The sequence below is a fragment of the Antarctobacter sp. genome (assembly GCF_965277915.1).
Lineage (GTDB): Bacteria > Pseudomonadota > Alphaproteobacteria > Rhodobacterales > Rhodobacteraceae > Antarctobacter.
Genome location: NZ_OZ255849.1, coordinates 3,811,879 through 3,834,403 on the forward strand (window position 1 = coordinate 3,811,879; position 22,525 = coordinate 3,834,403).

At 66.9% G+C, this 22,525-nt stretch carries 19 protein-coding genes and 1 tRNA gene; 7 read left to right on the top strand and 13 right to left on the bottom strand.

Annotation, left to right across the window (positions count from 1 at the left end):
- Positions 1-6: 6 nt before the first annotated feature.
- The 5 genes from ACQY5B_RS19530 to ACQY5B_RS19550 are packed head-to-tail and all read right to left on the bottom strand — an operon-like array spanning position 7 to position 4,703.
- Positions 7-693 carry a histidine phosphatase family protein gene (locus ACQY5B_RS19530; protein WP_420327842.1) on the bottom strand — a complete coding sequence of 229 codons (687 nt, stop codon included), beginning with the start codon at positions 691-693 and terminating at the stop codon, positions 7-9.
- On the bottom strand, positions 686-1,759 hold the full coding sequence (locus tag ACQY5B_RS19535) for an HprK-related kinase B (RefSeq protein ID WP_420327841.1): 1,074 nt from the start codon (positions 1,757-1,759) through the stop codon (positions 686-688). The genes ACQY5B_RS19530 and ACQY5B_RS19535 overlap by 8 nt, the downstream gene beginning before the upstream one ends.
- The gene (locus ACQY5B_RS19540; RefSeq protein WP_420327840.1) at positions 1,756-2,637 is read right to left on the bottom strand and encodes a GAK system ATP-grasp enzyme; all 882 of its coding nucleotides are present in this window, start codon (positions 2,635-2,637) and stop codon (positions 1,756-1,758) included. The genes ACQY5B_RS19535 and ACQY5B_RS19540 overlap by 4 nt, the downstream gene beginning before the upstream one ends.
- Positions 2,630-4,261 carry an aminoglycoside phosphotransferase family protein gene (locus ACQY5B_RS19545; protein WP_305969437.1) on the bottom strand — a complete coding sequence of 544 codons (1,632 nt, stop codon included), beginning with the start codon at positions 4,259-4,261 and terminating at the stop codon, positions 2,630-2,632. Before ACQY5B_RS19545 ends, ACQY5B_RS19540 begins: the two co-directional genes overlap by 8 nt.
- On the bottom strand, positions 4,248-4,703 hold the full coding sequence (locus ACQY5B_RS19550) for an NUDIX domain-containing protein (RefSeq protein ID WP_420327839.1): 456 nt from the start codon (positions 4,701-4,703) through the stop codon (positions 4,248-4,250). Before ACQY5B_RS19550 ends, ACQY5B_RS19545 begins: the two co-directional genes overlap by 14 nt.
- Before the next feature lie 72 nt (positions 4,704-4,775).
- Between ACQY5B_RS19550 and ACQY5B_RS19555 the strand changes: the two genes are divergently transcribed.
- Positions 4,776-5,957 (top strand): GAK system CofD-like protein, encoded by a 1,182-nt coding sequence (locus tag ACQY5B_RS19555; protein WP_420327838.1) that lies wholly within the window; start codon positions 4,776-4,778, stop codon positions 5,955-5,957.
- Positions 5,958-5,961: 4 nt separating this feature from the next.
- Here ACQY5B_RS19555 and ACQY5B_RS19560 read toward each other — a convergent pair whose 3' ends face one another.
- The 7 genes from ACQY5B_RS19560 to ACQY5B_RS19590 form a co-directional block, all read right to left on the bottom strand.
- Positions 5,962-6,969, bottom strand: a complete 1,008-nt coding sequence (locus ACQY5B_RS19560; protein WP_420327837.1) for a phosphotransferase family protein — start codon at positions 6,967-6,969, stop codon at positions 5,962-5,964.
- Entirely contained in the window at positions 6,966-8,180 is a 1,215-nt protein-coding gene (locus ACQY5B_RS19565; protein ID WP_420327836.1) for an acyl-CoA dehydrogenase family protein, read from the bottom strand. The genes ACQY5B_RS19560 and ACQY5B_RS19565 overlap by 4 nt, the downstream gene beginning before the upstream one ends.
- Positions 8,181-8,291: 111 nt before the next feature.
- Positions 8,292-8,579: a hypothetical protein gene (locus ACQY5B_RS19570; protein WP_420327835.1), complete on the bottom strand. Its 288-nt coding sequence runs from the start codon at positions 8,577-8,579 to the stop codon at positions 8,292-8,294.
- A 61-nt stretch (positions 8,580-8,640) separates the two neighbouring features.
- Entirely contained in the window at positions 8,641-9,618 is a 978-nt protein-coding gene (locus tag ACQY5B_RS19575) for a TAXI family TRAP transporter solute-binding subunit (protein WP_420327834.1), read from the bottom strand.
- A 28-nt stretch (positions 9,619-9,646) separates the two neighbouring features.
- The gene (locus tag ACQY5B_RS19580) at positions 9,647-11,761 is read right to left on the bottom strand and encodes a TRAP transporter permease (RefSeq protein ID WP_420327833.1); all 2,115 of its coding nucleotides are present in this window, start codon (positions 11,759-11,761) and stop codon (positions 9,647-9,649) included.
- Positions 11,751-13,424, bottom strand: a complete 1,674-nt coding sequence (locus tag ACQY5B_RS19585; protein WP_420327832.1) for a sulfatase-like hydrolase/transferase — start codon at positions 13,422-13,424, stop codon at positions 11,751-11,753. The genes ACQY5B_RS19580 and ACQY5B_RS19585 overlap by 11 nt, the downstream gene beginning before the upstream one ends.
- 97 nt (positions 13,425-13,521) lie before the next feature.
- Positions 13,522-14,442 (bottom strand): LysR family transcriptional regulator, encoded by a 921-nt coding sequence (locus ACQY5B_RS19590; protein ID WP_305969428.1) that lies wholly within the window; start codon positions 14,440-14,442, stop codon positions 13,522-13,524.
- A gap of 120 nt (positions 14,443-14,562) precedes the next feature.
- On the opposite strand from ACQY5B_RS19590, the gene ACQY5B_RS19595 reads away from it, so the two are divergent.
- The 4 genes from ACQY5B_RS19595 (at position 14,563) to ACQY5B_RS19610 (ending at position 19,233) form a co-directional block, all read left to right on the top strand.
- Entirely contained in the window at positions 14,563-16,335 is a 1,773-nt protein-coding gene (locus ACQY5B_RS19595; RefSeq protein WP_420327831.1) for a SulP family inorganic anion transporter, read from the top strand.
- Positions 16,336-16,410: 75 nt separating this feature from the next.
- Positions 16,411-16,484, top strand: a tRNA-Gly gene (locus tag ACQY5B_RS19600).
- Positions 16,485-16,582: 98 nt separating this feature from the next.
- The gene (locus ACQY5B_RS19605) at positions 16,583-18,382 is read left to right on the top strand and encodes an ABC transporter transmembrane domain-containing protein (protein ID WP_305969498.1); all 1,800 of its coding nucleotides are present in this window, start codon (positions 16,583-16,585) and stop codon (positions 18,380-18,382) included.
- Positions 18,383-18,456: 74 nt separating this feature from the next.
- Positions 18,457-19,233, top strand: coding sequence for a hypothetical protein (locus ACQY5B_RS19610; RefSeq protein WP_420327830.1), 777 nt, complete (start codon positions 18,457-18,459; stop codon positions 19,231-19,233).
- Between the two features lie 69 nt (positions 19,234-19,302).
- Here the strand turns inward: ACQY5B_RS19610 and ACQY5B_RS19615 are convergent, their stop codons facing one another.
- Entirely contained in the window at positions 19,303-20,865 is a 1,563-nt protein-coding gene (locus tag ACQY5B_RS19615) for a bifunctional metallophosphatase/5'-nucleotidase (RefSeq protein ID WP_420327829.1), read from the bottom strand.
- 191 nt (positions 20,866-21,056) lie between these two features.
- Here ACQY5B_RS19615 and ACQY5B_RS19620 point away from each other — a divergent pair, with 191 nt between their 5' ends.
- Positions 21,057-21,395: a DUF952 domain-containing protein gene (locus ACQY5B_RS19620; protein WP_420327828.1), complete on the top strand. Its 339-nt coding sequence runs from the start codon at positions 21,057-21,059 to the stop codon at positions 21,393-21,395.
- A complete protein-coding gene (locus tag ACQY5B_RS19625) occupies positions 21,395-22,453 on the top strand; it encodes a quinone-dependent dihydroorotate dehydrogenase (RefSeq protein ID WP_420327827.1) in 1,059 nt (352 codons plus the stop codon). Before ACQY5B_RS19620 ends, ACQY5B_RS19625 begins: the two co-directional genes overlap by 1 nt.
- The last annotated feature ends 72 nt before the right edge of the window (positions 22,454-22,525 follow it).

Consider the following 22,525-nt stretch of genomic DNA (forward strand, 5'->3'; position numbering starts at 1 on the left):
GGAGGGTCAATCCTTGGGGTCGCCCCCGGGTTCCCTGATCTTCCACGCTCCGGCCAAGTGGGACCACCTACCATCGCCATCATGACAGATCAGTGACGGCCGGGCATGAAACATCGACAACCGGGCGATTTCCGCCCGGTCCAGGATACCAAGGTGATGACAGGCATGGCGAAAGGACGCCCCGTGCCCGACATGGACGGTCAGCCAGCCCGGGCGCGCCGTGGCTGCCAGGTGATCGGCCACCCGCCGCCCGGCCATCATCAGGCTTTCGGCCCCTTCCAGCGGCAGGCAATAATCGCTGTCCGATTTCCAGCCCGGCGGGGGTGGATCATGGCGCGGATCGTCGCGCAACGCCGCCTCGATTTCCGCCACCGTCAGGTTGGCGGCACTGCCAAGCCCGCGCTCGGCCAGCGCCGGGGTTTCCACGACGCTCTCGGTCGCATGTCCCAGTTCCCCCAACCGCGTCACCAGTTCGCGCGCCGTCTGCCAGGCCCGCAACTGGCGCGAGGCATGGACGACGGGGGACAGGCGCAGCCCGTGCTCGGCAATCATCGCCGCCAGCAGATCCGCCCCCGCGCGGGCCTGCGCCCTGCCCTCATCGGTCAGCGCCCAGGGCTGCCGGGCCGAAGGCACACCCTTGCGCTGGTGATAGGCACCGTGGCGCAGGACGGCGACATAGGCGCGCTCAGTCATCGAAGAGCTGCCGCCCCTCTGCCGCCAGCGCATCGAAATCCACCCGTCCCGAAACCTCGCAGACCCGCACCCCGCGCAACGCCTCAAGGTAGGGGGACGGATCGGGCGCGGCACCGTTCGGTTCGAAACGCCCGTCGGGATGCTGGTAGAAAGGTCCGGGGCTTTTCATGATCGCGCCTAGAAGGTCTGGCCGATCGGCGAGGGCGACCTCTGCCACCTGCGTCGGTGCATCCGTGGCGTGATCCCAGTTCAGCACCCAGAAATCGGTCAGCGCGCCTTCGAACCGCAGGCGATCATCGCCATAGACATCGGCGATGATCAGGTCGTGCTTGTCCTCCAGCGCCCAGAGATCCGCCTGTGGCATCGCCTCCAGTTCGGCCCGCCGGGCCGGGGTAAGCATGTCCCGCAGGCGCGGGTTGCCCAGGATCGTGCCCGGGTTGATCCGCGGCTGCTTGGGGATGCCCAGCGCGCGTGGCGGGCGACCCGCGCGCACCAGAACCCGGTCATTGCTGAGGAAGCACATCCCCTCGAGGTCCATCATTCGCAGGATCGAGGTCGACTTGCCGCCGCCCGACAGGCCAGAGATCGCCAGCGTACGCGCGCCCCGCGTCACCGCCGCCGCATGGCACAGCTGCCAACCTTCGCGCAGGCAGGCATTCAGGATCTGCGTGTTGATGAAATTGATGACGGTGCTTTCATTCTCGGCCAGCGGGCCAAGCGCCACGGCCACGCCCGGCGCCTGCAAGAAGGTCACGCCGCTGCGAACCTTGCGGATCAGGCGCGCACCGGCCAGGTCGTGAATCGCATCCTTGCGCCCTGCCTTGCCCGGTTCGCGCTGCCAGTCGGTCCACTCAGGCGCGGGCGACAGGCCCTGCCCCGGCAGCAGGTGCACCGTGATCTCGCCGGGCGTTTCCGTCAATGCGTCCGAGAAATAGGCCATCAGGGGCGCGCGCAAGGGCTCGGGCGCCAACACTGTGACACCGACATGCCCCACCCCCAAGTGAAAGGGCGCTGTCCCGGCGGCCTCGAACTCGATCTGCGCCAGCACATCCTCGGCGGTTCTCATGCGGACACCTCTTGCAACACATGATCGGCCACCAGCGCGGCAGCGTCGATGCCGCAGCCTTTCAACGCCCCGCTGTAACCACCAAAGGCCGAGACCTCAAAGACGATGGGGCCATCGGGCGTCAGCGCGATATCGACGGTGGTGAAGGTCAGGCCAAAGGGCGCCTGCGCGCGCCGGCCCAGTTCGATCAGCTCTGGCGAAGGGTCGTAGGCGGCATATTTTCCGCCCGAATGAATCGTGGTGTTCCAGCTGTCGGTCTGGCTGACGCGGGCATAGGTGCAGACATAGGCGCCGTCCAAAAACACCATGCCCAGGTCATGTCCCGACAGATCGGCCTTTTGCTGGATGTAAATGACAGGGTTTGCGGATTTAAAGGCGGCGATCTGCGCATCCGCATCCGGCGCGTCGGCGTCCAGCAGGACCATGCCGCGCGCCTTGGTGGAAAACAGCGGCTTGAACACCGCCGCGCCATAGCGGTCCAGCGCGGCGCGGGCCGCTGTCACGTCCTCGGTGATGGTGGTGGGCGGCATGGGGATGTCCGCGCCGCGCAGCGTCACGGTGCAGGCCAGCCGGTCCATCAGGCGGATCACCCGTTCGGCGGGGCTGAAGATGCGCACACCCCGGGCCTCGGCCACGCGCAGCATTTCCAGCCGGTCCAGCGCGTCGGGGCTGTAGTCCTCGGCGACTTTCTTCAGCACCAGCCCGTCCAGCGAACACAGGTCCAGCCCGTCGCAGGTCAGCGTCCCCGCATCCAGATCCAGCGAGGCGCGTGTCATGTCGATCACATGGCGCGTGCCGGTCCGCGCCTCGAAGGCGTCGGCCAGGGCCTCTGTCGACCATTTTCCGGGGGTTCCGATGACCCCGATCCGTCTAGTCACTGAACAATTCCTTCATCGGCAGCCTGAACCGCCCTTCCTTGCCCTCGGGCACGGCCAGCGCGGATTCAAGGATGTAGCGGGCGCGCAGCAGCATCCGCCGCGCGTGTTTCTCGTCGACGACAAAGCGGGTCGAACTGGCAAAGGACCGTGCCAGCCCCAGCGCCAGGCGGTATTCGAAGGTCGGGTCCTTCTGGCGGCGGGCGAATTTCGCCGCCATCGCGTGCATGTCGGTGGCCACTCGTGCGATCCGCGCCCGCGTGCCCGCGTCCAGCACCTGCAGGCGATAGTTGGATACCATGAAGACCGACACGTCCTGCACGTAATCCATGTAGCGCGAGCGGTGCAGGTCGATGAAACGGATCTTGCGGCCCACCGCGTCGTAGATCACGTTGTCGAGGTTGAAATCCCCGTGGATGTAGACGGAAAACGGCGCCGCGATCTTCGCCTCGCGCTCTGCCGCCGCCGTGACAAGGTCATCGAACCCCGCCACGGTCACGCCGTTCACCCCCTGTGGCCCCGGCACGAAGCGCCTGTGCAGGCGGTGCACGTCGGGCAACCGCTTGGCCAGCTGCTCCATCGCCTTCATCTCGGCGGGCTCACCGGTCAGCGTCTGGCGCCAGATGTCGCGCACGGTCTTGTGCAGCGCCTTCTGGGCCTCGGCCAAAGCCTCGTCCGTGGCGCCCAGGACGATATCCTCGAAGGTCTCGCCCTCGAGATGCTCGATCAGCAGGGCGGCGGACTTGCCGCTTTTCTCGTAGGACAGGATCTCGGGCGCCAGCCCCGGATAGACCGAGTTCCAGCTTTTCACCCCGACGCGCTCTTCCTTGACCTTGCGGCGGTCTCCGTCCTTGAACACGGCGGCGACGGTCTCGCCCTTGGCGCCGCGCAGGTTGACGCTGGATATGGCCGAACCGGACCGGGTCTCGGCCAGCGGTTGCAGGGTGATCTCCTCGTCCCGTGCCACGCCCGCCAGCACGCTGCGCAGGGTGAAATAGCGTTCGAACTGTACCGACTGGCCGATGTTGATCGACAGGATCGCCTCGGAGATGGTCTGCAACGCCTCGCCCATGCGGGTGACCTCGTTCAGGCACAGCAGCCCATAGGCCAGGTCCTCGGTATGCTTGGCCCCCTGCATGTCGCGGGTGTAGGTCCGGAACAGCTGATCGTGAAAGGTGCCCATCTCGGTCCGGGCCTGCCCGATCTCGACCGCCAGCTTGCTGTCCCGCGCCTCCAGCGCCTCGTTGATGCGGGCCACGGTCCTGCGCACGCGTTTCAGCGGCGGACCATAGGTATCGGCCCGCAACAGTTTCTGCCGGTCGATCCGTTCCGCCTGTTCCACCGCCCGCCGGCCCAGGCGCGAGATCAGGTCGAGGTTGCGCGCGATCGTGTCGATCCCCTGCAGGCGCAGTTGGGTCGCCTCGGCCTTCTTGCTGCGCATCATGCCCGCAAGGCAGGCCCTGCGCACGCGCATCGACAGGTTGTGCGAATAGCCCGCCCGCTGCACCAGTTGCAGCGCGGTTTCGGTCCGGGGATTGTCGAAATAGGCGATCAGCCTTGTCAGCTGGCCGTCCAGCTCGGCCAGCAGGAACGACATGTTCTCGCCGATCGGATCAGGGCGTGGCACAGTCCAGCCTCCCAAGGTGAACCGGCGCATCGCCGCGCATCAGCGGCAGGTCGTAGCGCGGCAGGAAAGGCGCCTCTGGTCGGGCGGGATCGGCCCAGATCGTGGCCACCTGCCGCTTGTCCGGCCGTGCGCCCAGGACAGGCGCGTAGGTATCCGGCACGGTGCAGTCGAAGAGCACCTCCAGCAACTGGCGCCGCCGCCCCGCCCGCTTGCGAAAGACATCCGCGACGTGCCGCACGTCGCCGACCTGCGGCGCCACCCCGATCTCTTCGAGACATTCACGCATCAGGCCGTGCTGCATCGTCTCGCCCACCTCCTGCCGGCCGCCCGGCAGGGTCAGGTAGCGTTGCCCCGAGGCCGCCTGCTTGACCTGCACCAGCACAAGGCTTCCCTTGCGGATGACAGCGCGCACCGTCGGACGTATGAAGTCTTCGTTGTCCATGCGGACATATGGGCCGCCGGCGGCATGGATGCAAAGCCGGAATCGGGCAGAATTCGGAGAGACGGACAAGAAATGACCGCGATCAACGTCGAAAGAGAGGCGCGCCTGCCCGATGACCTGCGCGTCGCCCGCGCCGAAAGCGCGCCGCACCTCGGCCCGCGCATCCTGTTCTTCAGCGGCGGCAGCGCGTTGAACGGCATTTCGCGGCGCCTGAAACGCTATAGTTTCAACTCGATGCACCTGATCACGCCCTTCGACAGCGGCGGCAGTTCGCAGGTGCTGCGCCGGGCTTTCGACATGCCCGCTGTGGGCGACCTGCGCTCGCGCCTGATGGCGCTGGCCGACGAATCGGTGCTGGGTCAGCCGGATGTCTACGCGCTGTTCAGCCACCGCCTGCCCAGGGACGCCGCGCAAGATGACCTGCGCGCCCAGGTCGGGCGGATGGTCCAGGGCAAGCACCCGCTGATCACCGCCATCGCCAAGCCGATGCGCCAGTTGATCCGCATCCAGCTGCGCCGCTTCGCCGACGAGGTGCCCGCGGACTTCGACTATCGCAATGCCAGCATCGGCAACCTGATCCTGGCGGGCGGCTACCTCGGCAACGGCCGCGCGCTGGAGCCCGTGCTGTTCCTGATGTCCAAGATGGTGGACGTGCGCGGCACCGTGCGCGCCATCGTCGACGAAAACCTGCACCTGGGCGTCGACCTTGCGGACGGGCGCCGGATCATCGGCCAGCGCCGGATCAGCGGCAAGGAGGTCGCCCCGGTCGACGCGCGCATCACCCATTGCTTTCTCAGCGACGGCAAGGCCGAACTTGACCCCGCGCAGGTGCCCCTGCCCAAGCGGAACCGCAAGCTGATCGAGCAGGCGGACGTGATCTGCTATCCGCCCGGCAGCCTCTATTCCAGCGTCGTGGCCAACCTGCTACCCGCGGGTGTGGGCCGCGCCGTGGCCGCGCGCCGCGTGCCCAAGGTCTACCTGCCCAGCCTCGGCACGGATCCCGAGGCCCTGGACCACGACCTTGCCGACCAGGTGGCGGCGATCCTCGCGCCGCTCCGGCGCGATGCGGGGGCGGACACGCCGCCGACCGCGCTGATGACCCATGTGATCTGCGACGACAGCTGGCCCGAGGCGCAGTGCCGGGCCGTGACAAAGCGCCTGGGAATCCCCTGCCACCGCCTGCCCGCGGGCGCCTCGGCCGCCGCCCGCTACGACGAGGACGGGGTGGCGCGCCTGCTGGTCTCGCTCGACTGAGCCCCTAGTCCGGCAACAGCTCCAGCCCACGCCGCCCCAGCGCCTGCGCCAGCGGGGCCAGTTGATCGGCGTTGCTGCCCGCCGCGGTGCCGGCGCGGGCACGGTCGGCGATGCCGACAAAGATCACGCCGAAACGGAACAGCGAAAAGATGACGTGGAAATCCGTCAGGTGGCCGGATCGCGACTGTCCTTCGTACCGGGCAACGAACTCTTCCTTGGTGGGGATGTTCAGCGCCGCCAGGTCCAGCCCCCGGATACCGCCGTATTCCCGCGGCGCGGTGTGCCAGGTCATGCAGCAATAGCCAAGGTCGGCCAGCGGATGCCCCAGCGTCGACAACTCCCAGTCGAGGATCGCGATCACGCGCGGCTCGGACGGGTGGAACATCAGGTTGCCCAGCCGGAAATCGCCATGCGCGATGCGGCTCTGCCCGTCATCCTCCGGCAGGTTGGCGTTCAACCAGTTCGACAGGCGGTGCAATTCCGGGATCGGCGCGCCGGTGGAGCCATGCAGCTGTTTCGTCCAGCGTCCGACCTGCCGGGCAAAGTAGTTCCCCGGTTTGCCGTAGTCGCCCAGCCCGATGTCCTCGGGGTCGACCGAATGCAGGGTCGCCAGCGCATCCGCCATGCCCAGGTAGATCTGCCGCCGCTCGTCCGGGTCGACCTCCGGCAGGCTGCAGTCCTCGAACACCCGGCCCTTCAGCCGCTCCATCAGGTAAAATGGCGTGCCCAGCGCCGCCGGATCGTCGTGGAACAGCACCGCCCTGGGCACCGGCACGCCGGCCGGACCCAGCGCCTGCATGACCCGGTATTCCCTGTCGATGGCATGGGCGCCTTTCAGGATCTCGCCGTTGGGCTGCTTGCGCAGCACCATGCGGCGCCCGCCGTGGGTTACGAAATAGGTCGGGTTCGACTGCCCGCCCGAAATCCGGGTCAGTTCCGTGACGGGCGCCGTCCCCATGTGCGCGTCCAGCGCCGCCTGCAGGCGGGCCGGGTCGAAATCCGTCTCGCTCATTCCGCCTCCGCGGCGACGTCCCAGCGCCAGAAATCACGCCCCTCGCTGCGCAACTCGCGGCTCAGGACCATGCGGTGCACCTCGTCCGCGCCGTCGACCAGCCGCGCCTGCCGGGCATAGCGATAGATCCATTCCAGCACCGTGTCCTTGGAATAGCCCCGCGCACCGTTGATCTGGATCGCCACGTCGGCGGCATCGTGCAGCACGTTCGCCACCTGGATCTTGGCCATCGAGATCTCCTTGCGCGCGAACCCGCCCCGGTCGATCTCCTGCGCGGCCTTCATTACCAGCAGGCGGCCCACCTCGATCCGCATGGCGATGTCGCCCAGCATCTGCGCCACGCTCTCGCGTTCGATCAGCCGCTGGCCGAACCCCTCGCGCACCTCGGCATACTCCGTCGCGATCTCCATGCATCGCTTGGCCAGGCCCAGCCAGCGCATGCAGTGGGTCAGCCGCGCGGGGCCCAGCCGCGTCTGCGTGACCTTCATGCCGCGCCCTTCCTCCAGCAGCACGTTCTCGGCCGGGATCTCCAGCCCGTCAAAGACCAGCTCACAGTGGCCGCCATGTTCCTCCGGCCCCATGATCGGAATGCGGCGCTCGATCCGCCAGCCGGGATCGTCGCGATGGAACAGGAAAGCCGTGTGCCCGCGCCGCGCATCGTCGGATGTCCGCGCCACCAGGATGAAATGCGCCGCCTCCGCCGCGCCGGTGATGAACCACTTGCGCCCGGTCACGACATACCGGTCGCCGCGCCTTTCCGCCCGCGTCTGCATCATCCCCGGATCGGACCCGCCGCCGGGGTGCGGCTCGGTCATGGCAAAGGCCGAGCGCACCGCCCCCGACATGATCGGCATCAGCCAGCGCTCGCGCTGCGCCTCGGTCCCCAGCGCACCCAGCACCATCATGTTGCCATCGTCCGGCGCGGCGGAATTGAACACCACCGGGCCAAAGATCGAGCGGTTCATCTCTTCGTAGACAACGGCCATCCCGGCCTTGCCCAGCCCGCCGCCGCCCAGCGCGCGCGGCATCTGCAGGCACCACAGCCCCGCCTCGCGCGCCGCGGCGCGTTCGCGGTCCAGCACCTCAAGGGCGATGTTTTCATGCGCATCGTAATTGGCGCGGTCCGCCTCCAGCGGCAGCAGCCTGTCCTCGACAAACCGCGCCACACGGCGCCTCAGGTCCTCCAGCTCCGGCGAGATGCTGAAATTCATGGCAAGGCTCCTCCACAAGCGTATCCGGTCGACCACCCACATGGGGCGCTCGCCGTCACAGTCATGCAGGACCGGGGGCCAGAGGCAAGCGGCTGTCGCCCGACGTGGCGTTCAGGCGCCTTCCCAGACACTCACGCCCGCCGTCTCGACCACGGGCGGCGCGGCCAACTGCCCAGCGCGGCGATCCCATTCTGCCCGGATGCGCGGCGCGGCGGCCATCGCCTCGACCTTGGTTTCCCACACCGCGACGACGGTCCAGCTGCCATCGTCGTTGGGCACATGCGCGGTGCTGATCAGGCCCTCGATCTCATGCGGGCGGATGCTGTCGCGCATCTCGCGCTCGAAGACGGGCTGATCGGTTTCGGGCGTCAGGCGATAGGTGGTGCGGCGGATGAACATGGCCGGTCTCCAGAGTGCTTGCGAACGAAAGGCCGAGGCATTGCAGCCCCGGCCCCGATCCTCATTTCAGCGCGCCGACCTCGCGGTAGTAGCGCTCTGCGCCCGGGTGCAGCGGCATCCCGGCCAGCGATTGCACCGCGAACTCGATGCTCAGCGCCTTGGCCCAAGGCGCGTCAGAGGTGATGCTGTCCACGTTGTCCCAAAAGGCCTTAGTCACCTGGTAGACGGTTTCCTCATCGAGGTCCGCGCGCAGCCCGATGCCCACGGCGGTATCGTTCGACATCACCGGCCCGTCGTTGACCTGGTTGCCGTAGATGCCCGCCGGGATCTCGGCCAGGTAGCGGAAATTGCCCAGGTACTTGTCAACCGCCTCGCCGGTGTGATCCTCCGGCCCGATAAAGCGAAGGCTCTCGGTCTCGGTGAACTGGATGAACTGCTGGCAGGGGTCGATGCAGCCGTTGACGTACATGTCGATCTTGCCGTCCAGGAAAGACTGGAACCCGGTCGCCCAGTTGGCGGTGATCGCCTCGTAGTCCTCGCCAGCGATCAATCCTGTTGTGGCCTCGATCCAGCCCTTGGCCGCGTTGAAGGCGCCGCCCCCCGCGGGGCCAAGAAAGACGGTCGCGCCCTCGATGTCGTCGAGATACTCGATGTCGCTGTCGCCACGCACGGCATAGTGGTACTGGCCGTAGGGGAACCACATCAGCAGCGCCAGGTTTTCCGACACCTCGGCGGCGTCGGGCTGGTTGGCGTACATCGCCTTGCCGGTCGAGATGAAGTTGTAGATCGTCGGCGACACCATGTACATGTCCAGGTTGCCGCGCGCGGTCTCGATCTGGTGCAGGGTGGCGGCCCCGCCCCCGGCGACCTCGATCTGGATGTCGGAAAGCGTCCCGTTCACCACATTGGCAAAGGTCGCCATGGTGATCGCCTGGCCCAGGCTGGGTTCGATCGTGGCCATTTTCAGCGTCTCCTGCGCAAGGCCGGCGGTGGCAGAGACGGTCAGGGCCGCAGTGGCCGCAAGTGTCAGGTGTCGCATCGGATTTCCTCCCTGTTCGGTGCGAATGTCATGTGGTGGCCGCGCCGGGCCGACCGGCCAGGCGCGGACTGATGAAGAGAAGCGCAAGCCCCAGCGCCGCCGCCGGACCGGCTATGGCCATCTGCGGCAGCAGGGCCGCGCCACCCAGGGCAAGCCGCAGGACGCGTTCCGCGGGTGTGATCCGGGTCCGGTCATAGCCCGCCAGCGCCGAGGCGATCAGCCACATCGCCAGGACGAAGGCGGCAATGATCCAGAAGAACTCGAACCATGTGACCGTGGCGATGTCGATCATCGCGCGGGAATTGACCGGATCCTCGCCGAACCACTCGAATACCACCTGCAGTTTGTAGAGGACCGCCGGGTGATAGACAAAGACGAAGGGGATCAGGAAGCCCGCCAGGGCGATCTTCGCCGCCTCGAACCCGGTCTTGATCGGGTCCGCCCCGGCGATGGGGGCGGCGGCAAAGGCGGCCAGGGCCACCGGTGGCGTCACCGTCGACATCATGGCAAAGAAGACGACGAACAGGTGCAGCGTCAACGGCGCGATGCCCACCGTGTCGATGCCCGAGCTGAGCGCGATCACGATGATGAAATAGGTCGCCCCCGGCGGCAGCCCCATCCCCAGGATGATCGCGCCAAAGGCCACCACGACCAGCACCAGCGGCAGCGGCCCGCTTGCGGCCTCGGCCAGCAGTTGCGACAGCCGCCCGGAAAAGCCCGAGGTCTGGATCAGACCGACGATCAGGCCGATGGCGGTCACGATCACCACGATCGACGCGGCCATGCGGCCCGCATCGACAAAGGCGTGCCAGATACGGCTGGCCGAGCGGAACTCTCGGAACAGCACGGCGGCAGAAACCACCGCGACCACCAGCCCGTAGAACCCGGCCTTGGGCACCGAGGGTTGCGCGAAGAGGAAGTAGGACAGCGTCCCCAGCGGCAGCACGAAGACCAGGCATTGCACCCATTCCCCGCGCGTCAGCTTCGGCCGCGCCTCGGGCGGCAGCGCACCGACGCCCCGCTTGCGGGCCTCGAAGTAGACCGCCAGGAAAGTGCCCAGGTAATAGAACGCGGCGGGCAGGATCGCGGCGACCACGATATAGCGGTACTCCAGCCCGATCTGGCCGGCGACGAAAAAGGCCACGACCCCCATGACCGGCGGCATGATCTGCCCGCCGGTCGAGGCGGCGGCCTCGACGGCACCGGCAAAGGCCGGTTTGAACCCCGCCTTGCGGATCACCGGGATGGTCATGACCCCCGTGGACACCACGTTGGAAATCGCCGCACCGCTCAGCGTGCCGAACAATGCCGAAGAGGCGACAGAGGCATGCGCCGCGCCGCCGATCAGCCCGCCGGTCAGTCGGTTGGCGATCTTCATCAGCAGATCCCCCGCCCCCGAGGCCATGAGCACGGCACCAAAGACGATGAAGATCAGCACGTTGCCCGTCACCACCTGGATCGGCTGGCCGAACATGCCCCCGGTCTGGGCCCAGAACTGCAGCACCATCTGGCGCAGGTTCTGTCCCATCGACGACTCGGACCCGGCCAGGATGCCGGTCCATTCCGGAAGCCAGCCCTTGGCAAAGAAATAAATCACCCAGAACAGGCAGAAGGCGACGATAAAGCCACCGAAGAGCCGCCACGTCAGGTAAAGCGTGATCGCCGTGGCCAGCGGGAACATCACGAAGTCGATGGGCCGCGCCACCGGCAAGGCGCCCGCGTCAGAGGCAAAGATGGCGATGATCCAGCTGGTGAAGGCCATGACCGCCAGCAGCGTCAGCCCCCAGTTGATCGCCCGCTGGCCCGGCTTGCGGTGCAGCGTCAACAGCGTGATGGCAAAGCTCATCACGATGGGCAGGCCGATGATCAGGCCGGTCGGCAGCAGGAACGATTGTTCGAAACCGCGATAGGCCGCCCCCAGCCAGTGTTCGCGCAGGAACACCCGCTGGTCGCGGCGGCTCATCTCGTCGAAGGCCGGGGTCGTCGCCTCGATGAACCAGCGCACGAATTCGCTGATCGGGCCGGACGCGGCATAGATCACGATGACCAGGGAAAACGCCATGGCGACCACGTCGGCCAGGTGCTTGTCGAACAGGGCGCCGCCGCGATCGGGCGCGGGCGCTTCCGTATCTTCAGACGTCATGGCTCTCCTCCTTCGCCATAGGTGTCTTTGCATGGACCTGGCGGGCTGGGCCGCGATATTTCACGGTCAGGTCCGCCGGGACCTCGCTGCCATCGGCCAGGAAGGGCAGGATGCCCCGCCGCATGGACCGGCCGCGCGCCGCGCGCACGTCGTCATCCGACATGGTCACGCGCTGCGCCATGCGGCGCCCCCATTGCCCCAGACAATCGTACATGCGGTCGACCTGGGCCTGGTACGCGGGATCGTCGCCCAGGTCGGTGAATTCCTGCGGGTCGGTCTCCAGGTCGAACAGCATCGGCCTGAAACCGCCCTCGAAGTGGATCAGCTTCCAGCGTCCGTCAAAGACCATCATCATGCGCGCGTCGCGGGGCTGGACGCCCAGCGCGTCGGCGCGCGGCGTGACGGAATAATCATACTCGCTGATGACGAAGTCGCGCCAGTCCTGCGGTGTCTCTCCCCGCAGCCAGGGCATCAGCGAACGGCCCTCGATGATGTGGTCCGGCACCGTGCCGCCCGCCGCCTCGACAAAGGTGGCGGCCAGGTCGATGCCCTCGACCAGCGCATCGCAGGTCGTCCCCCGCGTCGCGTCGGCATCGGCGCGCGGATCGCAGATGATCATCGGGATCTTGACCGAGGCCTCGTGGAAGAAATCCTTTTCCCCCAGCCAGTGATCGCCCAGGTAATCGCCGTGGTCCGAGGTCAGGACGATCATCGTGTCGTCCATCTGTCCCGTTGCCTCAAGATGGTCCAGCAGGCGGCCCAGCTGGTCGTCGCATTGCTTGATCAGGCCCATGTAGGCCGGGATCACCTTTTCGCGCACCTCGTCGCGCTGGAACGCCTGCGCCACGCGGGCGTCGTGATAGGCGCCCAGAACCGGGTGCGGATCATCCAGTTCGGCCGGGTGCCGCAGGGGCGGCTGGATCTGGTTGTGACCGTACATGTCGTGATAGGGCGCGGGCACGATGTAGGGCCAGTGCGGCTTGATAAAGCTCACATGCGCACACCACGGCCCCTTTGCCTGGTCGACAAAGCGGATCGTCTCCGAGGTCAGCCAGGGCGTCTCGCTGTCCTCTTCGCGAATATTGGCCGGCTTGTCGGCGTTCATCAGCATCCAGCCGCTGGCGATCTGGCCATCGTCGACGCCCGCGTTGGCGTAGTCGGCCCAGGGGTTGTCGCCATCATAACCCTTGCTCTTGAGATACTCGTTGTAGGGAGAGCGTTTCTGGTCATAGTCCCCGTCCGGACCCGATCCCCACAGCCCGTCATCCCGCGCCCAGGCATCGAACCCGCAATCCGCCTGCCGCGCGCCGATCTGGCTGTCGGGCGCAAGGCCCAGCCGCTCCATGCCCTTGGCATCCGCCTTCATGTGGGTCTTGCCCAACAGCCAGCAATCCATGCCCAGCGCCCGCAGGTGATCGCCCAGCGTGACCTCTCCCACCCGCAGCGGAAAACCGTTCCACTGCGCGCCGTGGGACGAGACATAGCGCCCGGTGTAGAAACTCATCCGGGAGGCACCGCAGATCGGCGATTGCACATAGGCATTCGTGAACCGCACGCCGCGCGCGGCGACCCGGTCAAAGTTCGGCGTATGCAGATGCGGATGCCCGGCGCAGCTCAGGTAATCGAACCGCAACTGGTCATACATGATGAACAGGATATTCATCGTGCCTCCTCCTCCCTTGCCGGGGACAATGGCACACCCCGGACAAGTGCGGAGTAATGCCAGCAAGGCACATCAGGGAGACCCTGAATGTTGATGGCTATAACTTTTCGGCATCCCCCGAACCGAACAGGTTGCTGGACACCTGCTGCACGCAGTCCACGAAATATTGCAGCGCGGGCGTCGGCGGACGCTCTGACGAGGTGATGATCGCTATCCGGGCCGAGATCAGCGGCGGATCCACCTCCAGCGCCGCGATTCGCCAGCGCGCGGCGGTCTGTTCCAGGATGCGGCCGGGATAGGTGCAGAGGTAGTCGCTTTCCTCGATCAGCGACAGCACGCTGAAGATCGAATCCGATGTCACCTTGGGGTCCGGCGGCTCCAGTCCCAGCTTGGTGAAATGGCGCCGCAGAAAGGGCAGCCGGGCACGTGTCCCGATCATCAGCCAGTCACCCTTGGCCAGTTCCGACAGCCGGGTTTCCCCGACCCAGCGCGAATTGCGCCCGGTGATCACCGAGATCGGCGTCTCGACAAGGAATGTCGTGCTCAGGCCCGCCACGTCCGCCGCCTGCGGTTCCGGCCCGATCACGATATCCACCTGCCCGTCACGCACCGGCCCGAAGGCGATCGGTTCGTGCCCGCCGCTGATCTGCACATGCACGTTGGGAAACCGGCGCTGAAACCGTTTCAGCGTCCCGCCGATCAGCCGCGTCGCCGCCAGCGGCGAGACGGTCACGTTCAGCCGCCCGGTGCCCAGCCCGCGCCGCTGGTCCACCTCTTCCTGCATCTTGCGCAGTTCCGACTGGATCACTTGCGCCCGGCGCAGGATCGGCTTGCCGTCCTCGGTCACGATCACCCCGCTTGGCGCCCGCTTGAAGATCGCGGCCCCCAGCTCTGCCTCGGCCTGGCGCAGCGCCTTTGTCACCGCGGGCTGGGTCTTGCCCAGCATCTTGGACGCGGCGCGAATGCTGCCCGCGCGTTCCACGGCCAGCAGCATCTCGATATGCTGGATCTTGATCATGCGGCCCCTCCCCCGGGCTGCCTCCCCTATTCCCGAAACTTATACCCTGAAATTTTCGATCACTAGCCCGAAGCCGCGTTTCCCGCTAGCCGCCGTGCACCACGAACGGGAGGAAACGGCATGAAGGCGGCGACGGAACGGGCCATCTCGGCAGCATTCTCCGCGCTGCGCCCGGATTGGACGGCGCGGATCACCCCCACCAGCCTGCGCGCCGATGCCTTTGCCGGGCTGACCGGTGCGACGCTGGTGCTGCCGCAGGGGGTGGCCTTTGCCGCCATCGCGGGACTGCCGCCGGAATACGGCTTTTATACCGCGATGATCACCCCCGTCGTCGCCGCGCTGACCGGGTCCAGCTGGCACGCGGTCTCCGGCCCGACCACAGCCATCTCGGCGCTGGTCTTCGGGGCGCTGGCGGGCAGCCTGGCGCCGGGATCGCCGCAGTTCATCTCGGCCGCCATCGCGCTGGCGCTGATGGTCGGCGTGATCCAGCTGGCCCTGGGGCTGGCCCGCATGGGCGTGCTGGTCGATTTCGTCTCGCATTCGGTGATGACCGGCTTTGTCACCGGGGCCGCGATCCTGATTGCCCTCAGCCAGGTCGACAAGGCCCTGGGCATCGACCTGCCCCGCCCCGAGGCGCTGGGGGAATTCGCCCTGGCCCTGGCCGAACGCCTGCCCGGGACCGACTGGCGCGCGCTGCTGGTCACGGGCACGGCGCTTGGCATCGGGATGGGCGTGCGCAAGCTGAACCCGGCGCTGCCCAACTACCTGATCGCGCTCCTTGCCGCGACGATCCTCGGCTTCCTGCTGGGCGGAGAGGCCGCGGGCCTCGCCACCATCGGCACCATCGAGGGCGTCGCGCCCGGGTTTGCCCTGCCCGACATCACCTTGCAGACCATCCGCGACCACGGCTCCGCCGCCTTCGCCATCGCGCTGGTCGGCCTGTTGGAGGCGATGTCGGTGTCCCGCGCGATCGCGCTGAAATCCGGCCAGACCATCGACGGCAACCGCGAGTTCGTGGCGCAGGGCCTGTCCAACATCGCCGGCAGCCTGTTTCGCTGCTACCCCGGCTCGGCCTCCTTCACCCGGTCGGGCGTGAATTACGACAGCGGCGCGCAGACCCCGCTTTCGGCGATCTTTGCCGCGCTCTTCCTGTTCCTGATCCTGCTGCTTGTCGCGCCCTGGTTCGCCTATGTGCCGATCCCCGCGATGGCGGGCGTGATCCTGCTGGTCGCCATCCGCCTGGTGAACCTGCCCGAGATCCGCCACATCCTGACCACCTCGCCCGAGGAAACCGCCATCGCCAGCGTCACCTTTGGCGCGGCACTGCTCATCGACCTCGAATTCGCGATCTACGCCGGCGTGCTTCTGTCGCTGGCGCTGTTCCTGAAAAAGACCTCGAAACCCTTTGTCGGCGTCGGCGCCCCCGATCCCGACACCCCGACCCGCATGTTCAAGAACGCCGCCGAGAACAACCTGGCGGAATGCCCGCAACTGCTGATCTCGCGGCTCGACGGGCCGCTCTACTTCGGCTCGGTCGAACATGTGCGCCGCGCCTTTCGCCGGTTCGAAATCGACCGCCCGGGCCAGAAACACATGATCTTCATCGTCAAGGGCATCGGAGAGATCGACATGCCCGGCGCCGACCTGCTGATCGAGGAAGCCGCGCGCCGCCACCGCAACGGCGGCTCGTTCCACCTGCAGACCAAGACCCCGCGCACGATCTCGAAACTGGCGCGGTTCAAGGTGATGAAGGCGCTGACCCGCGAACACATCCACCTGTCCAAGCGCGACGCCATCGCCGAGGTCTTTCCCCTGCTCGACCCGCAGGTCTGCGACACCTGCCCGGCCCGGATCTTTGCCGAATGCCCGCGCCCGCGGGACGCCGCGGAATAGCCCCGCAAGGGACGATTTCCATGCCGGCACGATCTTGACCCCCCGCGCGTGATCGCATACCAAGGCCCCCGCCGAGCGGGCGTTGTGTAATGGTAAGACCCTTGCCTTCCAAGCAAGAGATACGGGTTCGATTCCCGTCGCCCGCTCCAATCCTTCCCCTTTCGCAGTCCGCCCCGCGTCAAGACGGCGCTTGACGCGCGCGCCTCGCATGGCAAAACGCCCCCTGCGCGATACGGAAGGAGACCTCATGGCCGCCAAGACCAAGCCGGGCACCGGCGAGCAGGAGCGTGAGAAGTCGCGCAAGCTGGGGTCTCTCCGCGCGCTCTGGCCCTTCATGCGACCTTACCGGGTGCTGATGATGGCGGCGCTGGCCGCGCTGGTCGCCACCGCGACGATCTCCCTGATCCTGCCGCTGGCCGTGCGCCGGGTGGTGGACAATTTCAATACCGAGGACGGCGCCCTGCTGGACAAGTATTTCGGCGCGGCGCTGGGCATCGCGGCGCTGCTGGCCGTCGGAACGGCGCTGCGCTACGCGCTGGTCACGCGACTGGGCGAACGGGTGGTGGCCGACATCCGCAAGGCGGTCTTCGACAAGGTGATCGGCCTTTCGCCCGCCTTCTACGAAAAGATCATGACCGGCGAGGTCCTGTCGCGGATCACCACCGACACCACGCTGATCCTCTCCGTGATCGGCTCGTCCATCTCCATCGCCCTGCGCAACACGCTGCTGTTCCTTGGCGGGCTGGTGCTGATGCTCTTCACCTCGGCCAAGCTGACCGGCCTTGTCCTGCTGATCGTGCCGGTGATCGTGGTGCCGATCCTCGTGCTGGGCCGCCGCGTGCGCAAGCTCAGCCGCGAAAACCAGGACTGGATCGCCGCCTCTTCCGGCAATGCCTCGGAATCGCTGGGCGCGGTGCAGACGGTGCAGGCCTACACCCACGAGGTCCAGTCGCGCGGCACCTTCGCCGACGTGACCGAGAAAAGCTTTGACGCCGCGCGCAAGCGCATCACCACCCGCGCCGCGATGACGATGATCGTGATCTTTCTGGTCTTCACCGGCATCGTCGGCGTGCTCTGGATCGGTGCCTGGGACGTGCGCGCCGGCGGCATGAGCGCGGGCACGCTGATCCAGTTCGTGATCTACTCGGTCATGGTGGCGGGCGCCGTCGGCGCATTGTCCGAGGTATTCGGAGAGCTACAGCGCGCCGCCGGGGCCACCGAGCGGCTGGTCGAACTGCTGCAGGCAGAGGACACCGTCAGCGATCCCGTCACGCCCCTGCCCGCCCCCGATCCCGCGCGCGGAGAGATCACCTTCGATCATGTCAGTTTCGCCTATCCCTCGCGCCCCGGCGTCTCGGCGCTGGATGCGGTCGATCTGACCATCGCACCGGGCGAAACCGTGGCGCTGGTCGGCCCCTCGGGCGCGGGCAAGACAACGATCATCCAGCTCTTGCAGCGGTTCTATGACCCGGCAGAGGGCCGCATCCTGCTGGACGGCGTGGCCCTGACGGACATGGCCCGGCACGATTTCCGCCGCCAGATGGCGCTGGTGCCGCAGGACCCTGTGATCTTTGCCGCCTCGGCCCGCGACAACATCCGCTTTGGCCGCCCAGATGCCAGCGATGCCGAGGTCGAGGCCGCGGCCAGGGCGGCGGCGGCGCATGACTTCCTTGCCGCCCTGCCGGACGGCTACGACACCTGGCTGGGCGAGCGCGGCGTGATGCTCTCGGGCGGCCAGAAACAGCGCGTCGCCATCGCCCGCGCCATCCTGCGCGACGCGCCGGTGCTGCTGCTGGACGAGGCGACCAGCGCGCTGGACGCCGAAAGCGAACGCGCGGTGCAACAGGCGGTCGACCTGCTGGCCGAAGGGCGCACGACGATCATCGTCGCCCACCGCCTGGCCACGGTGAAAAAGGCCGATCGCATCGTGGTCATGGACAAGGGCCGCGTGGTTGCGACCGGCACCCACGACGCGCTGGTGGCCGAGGGCGGGCTATACGCGCGCCTCGCCCGGTTGCAGTTCACCGAAGGGCTGGCGGCCGAGTAGCGGCGGCGGGGCCAGATCAAGGCGCCAAATCCGGGATCATCGTAAAATCCTCTCGCAATCCAAAGGAGGAGAGGATGATGACGCCCCATTGGCTGGCCCGCCTGGGCAGAGTGATCTGTGTGTTCCTGTTCACTTTGAACGCCACTGCCGCAACGGCTGAAACCCCCATCGGGTCCGTGGTCGAAAGCCGCGTCTTGGTGGGATTGACGGTCGCCCCGGACAAGATGAACGCCGCGATGCCGGAAGGCTGGGCCTCCGTCCCCTTTCCTGCCGGTCCGTTCAAGGGGGCCAATGCGATGGTGTCATTTCTGGATGGGCACCTCGTTCTGGACGCCGGGGGCAATCCCGCCACGCCCGCCCAGCGGACGACCGCCGCGCTTCTTGGGCTGGGCAAGCCGCCCCAAAGCAAGGACGTGCGCCTGTTCATCCTGAAGGTCTATACCGACGATCCCGAAGCGAACCGCTATGGCAGCACCCATACCGCCAGCGTCACCCGCAGCCGCACCCTGTCGGGCAGCAGCGATGGCCCGCGCCGGTTAACCGAGCGCTGGACCGTGGCCCCCGAGATTGGCGGAGAGATCAGCCTGGACCTGAGCTACACCCTGGGCACGCCCCGCTGGGGCACCGGCAGTTCCGAGGGCTTCTCTGCGGAAGACACCGATTTCCATGTGACGCAGACCTACGAACAGATGGCCGATGTCGCGATGAGCGTCGCAATGGGCAAACCGCTCGACGGAGAGATCACGCTGGACGCAACCGCCGCCGGCCTGGCCGCGCTCTTCGACGGACAACAAGAGATCGTCGCCGTGGTCAACATCCCCTATTACCGCCGCGCATTGTCCATTCCCTGACCAACCCGCAAATGCAAAAGGCATGCGAGGGTGACCCCGCATGCCTTCCCTGTCGCCTGATCGGGCGCGTCACTTCATGGTGATGCGTCCGTCGGTATAGGGTTGATAGGGTGCGTGATCGGCCAGGTATTCGGCGGTCACATCGGCAAGGTCGGGACCATAGTCATAGGCGTTTTCCGCGTCCTTGAACATCGCATAGCCGTCACCGCCGTTGCGGACGTAGTTGTTCGACACCGCGCCATAAACCTTGTCCATCTCGACCGGCGCACCGCCGACCATGACGTCGGAAATCCGGCTGCCCGGCTCGGCCGAGGGATCGACGGTGAAGGTCATGCCCGCCACCTGCGGGAACCGGCCCGCGCCGTCCTCGATCTGGCTGACACCGTTTTCCAGCGCCTCGACCAGAGTCGCGCCGGTGATCTGGAAGGTCGACAGCGTGTTCTGGAACGGCAGCACGGTCAGCACCTCGCCCATCGTCACCTCGCCCGCGTCGATCGAGGCCCGCAGACCGCCACTGTTGGCGATGGCCACGTCGATGCCCTGGTCCTTGACCCGGTCCAGCATGGCATCCGCCACCAGGTTGCCCATCGAACATTCCATCGCCCGACAGACGTCGCGGTTGCCCTCGATGGGCTCGGCGGCCTCGGCCACGACGCGTGTCTTCATCTCCTCGATCGGACCGGCAAGCTCGGCCACACGGTCGACGATCTCCGGATCCTCTGCCACCGAAGCGTCCAGCAGGATGGTGTCACCCTCGGCCGATACGACTTTGCCGGCATCGTCGAAGGTCAATTTCAGATGGCCGACATACTTGGAATAGGCATAGGCCTGAACAACCGGAACATTCCCGACCATTGTCGGATATGCCATTGCCCCGTCGTCAGAGTTCGAGAACAGAGTATGCGAATGCCCGCCCACGACGGCATCAAGCCCGGTCACGCTCTCGGCGATTTCCATGTCTTTCCTGACACCGACATGCGTGAGGGCGATGATCTTGTCGACACCGTCGACCTCCAGGGCGTCGATATCGGCCTGCAAGCTGTCGATCTCGTCCTGGAAAATGACCGCATCCCCCGGAGACGATGTCTCTGACGTATCCGTCGCCAGGGCCGAGATGATGGCGATCCTTTCGCCACCGACCTCAAGAACGACATGGTTCGCAACCTTGCCTGCCAGCACATTTGACTGGCTCACGTCGAGATTGCCGGAAATCACCGGGAAAGTGACGCCGTCAATGAGCTTCAACAGGCCCTCGGGTCCGTCGTCGAACTCGTGGTTCCCGACGGCCATGGCGTCAAAGCCGATCTTGTTCATCATCTCGATTTCGACGTCGCCCTTGTACGTCGTGTACATGAGCGACCCCTGGTACTGGTCACCGGCGTCCAGAACCAAAAGGTTCTCTCCATCCAGCTGTTCGCGCAACTCGGCGATCTTGGTGGCGACACGCGCGTAGCCACCAAAGCACTTGCCTTCGGCATTGTCCTCTGCGCCGCAGGTCGAGTCATACTTGTTGATCGGCTCGATGCGGCTGTGCAGATCGTTGATATGAACGATGTGCAGCGTGTAATCGGCGGCGGCGCTGCCCGCCATCAGGGCAAGCGCGGCGGCACCGCTCATCAGTGTACGCGTCATGGGGAAACCTCTCTGTCAGGTCTTTTTGTTGAATGCGCAAAGCCTGCCCCGGCGCGTGGCCGGAGTCAAAGCCTGACGTATGGGTAGCCCGCGGCCGGTGACAGGCGCATGACGGCCTGCATTGAATTGCCGCGCGGCCCGGGCCGACTGCCCGCTTGACCCTTGCCGGGGCGCGCGGCATCACTGCGCCCATGCTGATATACAAGATCCTCCGGGCCGACGAATGGGCGGCGCTGCGGGCACAGGGCGAAACCGCCGGTGCGCCCATCGACGTGGCCGACGGCTTTGTGCATTTCTCCACCGCCGAGCAGGCGCGCGGCACCGCGGCCAAGCATTTCGCCGGCGAAGAGGGGCTGGTCCTGCTTGCGCTCGAGGCCGAAGCCCTGGGCGAGGCCCTGAAATGGGAGGTCTCGCGCGGCGACGCCCTCTTCCCCCATCTCTACGCGCCCCTGCGCCTTGCGGACGTGCGCTGGCACAAACCGCTGCCGCTGGGCGCCGACGGCCACGTCTTTCCGGCGGAGATGGTCTGATGACCCCCCTGGAACGGCTCGGCCTGGCCGCCCTGCACCGGATCGACCCGGAAACCGCGCACGGGCTTGCGCTCAAGGCGTTGCAGGCCGGGGCGGCTCATGCACCGGGCATCGTCACCTCCGACCGGCTGCGCTGTTCGCTGGCCGGGCTCGACCTGACCAACCCGGTCGGCCTGGCCGCCGGGTTCGACAAGAACGCCACCGCGCTGCGGGGCCTGGCGCGCGCGGGTTTCGGCTTTGCCGAGGTGGGCGCCGCCACGCCCCGGCCCCAGCCCGGCAACCCGCGCCCGCGTCTATTTCGCCTGACCGAGGACCGCGCCGCGATCAACCGCTTCGGCTTCAACAACGACGGGATGGAGGCGATCGGCGCGCGACTGAAAAGCCGCCCGCGCGACCTCGTGCTGGGCCTCAACCTGGGCGCCAACAAGGACAGCGAGGACCGCGCCGGCGATTTCGCCCGCGTCCTGCGCCACTGCGGCGCCGACGTCGATTTCGCCACCGTCAACGTCAGTTCTCCGAACACGGAGAAACTGCGCGACCTGCAAGGCAAGGCGGCGCTCTCTGCGCTGCTGGCGGGCGTGATGCAGGCTCGGGACGCGCTGCCCCGCCCGGTGCCGGTCTTCCTCAAGATCGCGCCGGATCTGGATGATGCCGAACTGGCCGACGTGGCCGAGGTCGCGCTCTCCTCCGGCGTCGCGGGGATCATCGCCACCAACACCACCCTGTCGCGCGCCGGGCTGCGGTCCCGCCATGCGTCAGAGGCCGGCGGTCTCTCCGGCCAACCGCTTTTCGATCGCTCGACCCGCGTACTGGCCCGCCTCTCGGACCTGACCGGGGCCAAGTTGCCACTGGTCGGTGTCGGCGGCATCGGCTCCGCCGAACAGGCCTATGAAAAGATCCGCGCCGGCGCCAGCGTCGTGCAGCTCTACACCGCGCTCGTCTTCGGCGGCCTCAGCCTGGTGCAGGAGATCGCCGAGGGGCTGGACGGATTGCTGCAACGCGACGGCTTCGGCTCCGTGGCCGAGGCGGTCGGATCGGGGCGCACGGCCTGGCTGTGACGGTGGCGGTTAACACGACCTTACCCCTTTGTACAAAATGCTGGAAACGCCGTACAAAACGTACGTTTTGTA

What these genes read in the sequence shown, in the direction of transcription:
- ACQY5B_RS19555 (WP_420327838.1), top strand. Translation starts at nt 4,776, where the DNA reads ATGACCGCGATCAACGTCGAAAGAGAGGCGCGCCTGCCCGATGACCTG.
- ACQY5B_RS19560 (WP_420327837.1), bottom strand. Translation starts at nt 6,969, where the DNA reads ATGAGCGAGACGGATTTCGACCCGGCCCGCCTGCAGGCGGCGCTGGAC.
- ACQY5B_RS19530 (WP_420327842.1), bottom strand. Translation starts at nt 693, where the DNA reads ATGACTGAGCGCGCCTATGTCGCCGTCCTGCGCCACGGTGCCTATCAC.
- ACQY5B_RS19605 (WP_305969498.1), top strand. Translation starts at nt 16,583, where the DNA reads ATGGCCGCCAAGACCAAGCCGGGCACCGGCGAGCAGGAGCGTGAGAAG.
- ACQY5B_RS19575 (WP_420327834.1), bottom strand. Translation starts at nt 9,618, where the DNA reads ATGCGACACCTGACACTTGCGGCCACTGCGGCCCTGACCGTCTCTGCC.
- ACQY5B_RS19535 (WP_420327841.1), bottom strand. Translation starts at nt 1,759, where the DNA reads ATGAGAACCGCCGAGGATGTGCTGGCGCAGATCGAGTTCGAGGCCGCC.
- ACQY5B_RS19585 (WP_420327832.1), bottom strand. Translation starts at nt 13,424, where the DNA reads ATGAATATCCTGTTCATCATGTATGACCAGTTGCGGTTCGATTACCTG.
- ACQY5B_RS19610 (WP_420327830.1), top strand. Translation starts at nt 18,457, where the DNA reads ATGATGACGCCCCATTGGCTGGCCCGCCTGGGCAGAGTGATCTGTGTG.
- ACQY5B_RS19580 (WP_420327833.1), bottom strand. Translation starts at nt 11,761, where the DNA reads ATGACGTCTGAAGATACGGAAGCGCCCGCGCCCGATCGCGGCGGCGCC.
- ACQY5B_RS19590 (WP_305969428.1), bottom strand. Translation starts at nt 14,442, where the DNA reads ATGATCAAGATCCAGCATATCGAGATGCTGCTGGCCGTGGAACGCGCG.
- ACQY5B_RS19565 (WP_420327836.1), bottom strand. Translation starts at nt 8,180, where the DNA reads ATGAATTTCAGCATCTCGCCGGAGCTGGAGGACCTGAGGCGCCGTGTG.
- ACQY5B_RS19550 (WP_420327839.1), bottom strand. Translation starts at nt 4,703, where the DNA reads ATGGACAACGAAGACTTCATACGTCCGACGGTGCGCGCTGTCATCCGC.
- ACQY5B_RS19625 (WP_420327827.1), top strand. Translation starts at nt 21,395, where the DNA reads ATGACCCCCCTGGAACGGCTCGGCCTGGCCGCCCTGCACCGGATCGAC.
- ACQY5B_RS19615 (WP_420327829.1), bottom strand. Translation starts at nt 20,865, where the DNA reads ATGACGCGTACACTGATGAGCGGTGCCGCCGCGCTTGCCCTGATGGCG.
- ACQY5B_RS19570 (WP_420327835.1), bottom strand. Translation starts at nt 8,579, where the DNA reads ATGTTCATCCGCCGCACCACCTATCGCCTGACGCCCGAAACCGATCAG.
- ACQY5B_RS19595 (WP_420327831.1), top strand. Translation starts at nt 14,563, where the DNA reads ATGAAGGCGGCGACGGAACGGGCCATCTCGGCAGCATTCTCCGCGCTG.
- ACQY5B_RS19620 (WP_420327828.1), top strand. Translation starts at nt 21,057, where the DNA reads ATGCTGATATACAAGATCCTCCGGGCCGACGAATGGGCGGCGCTGCGG.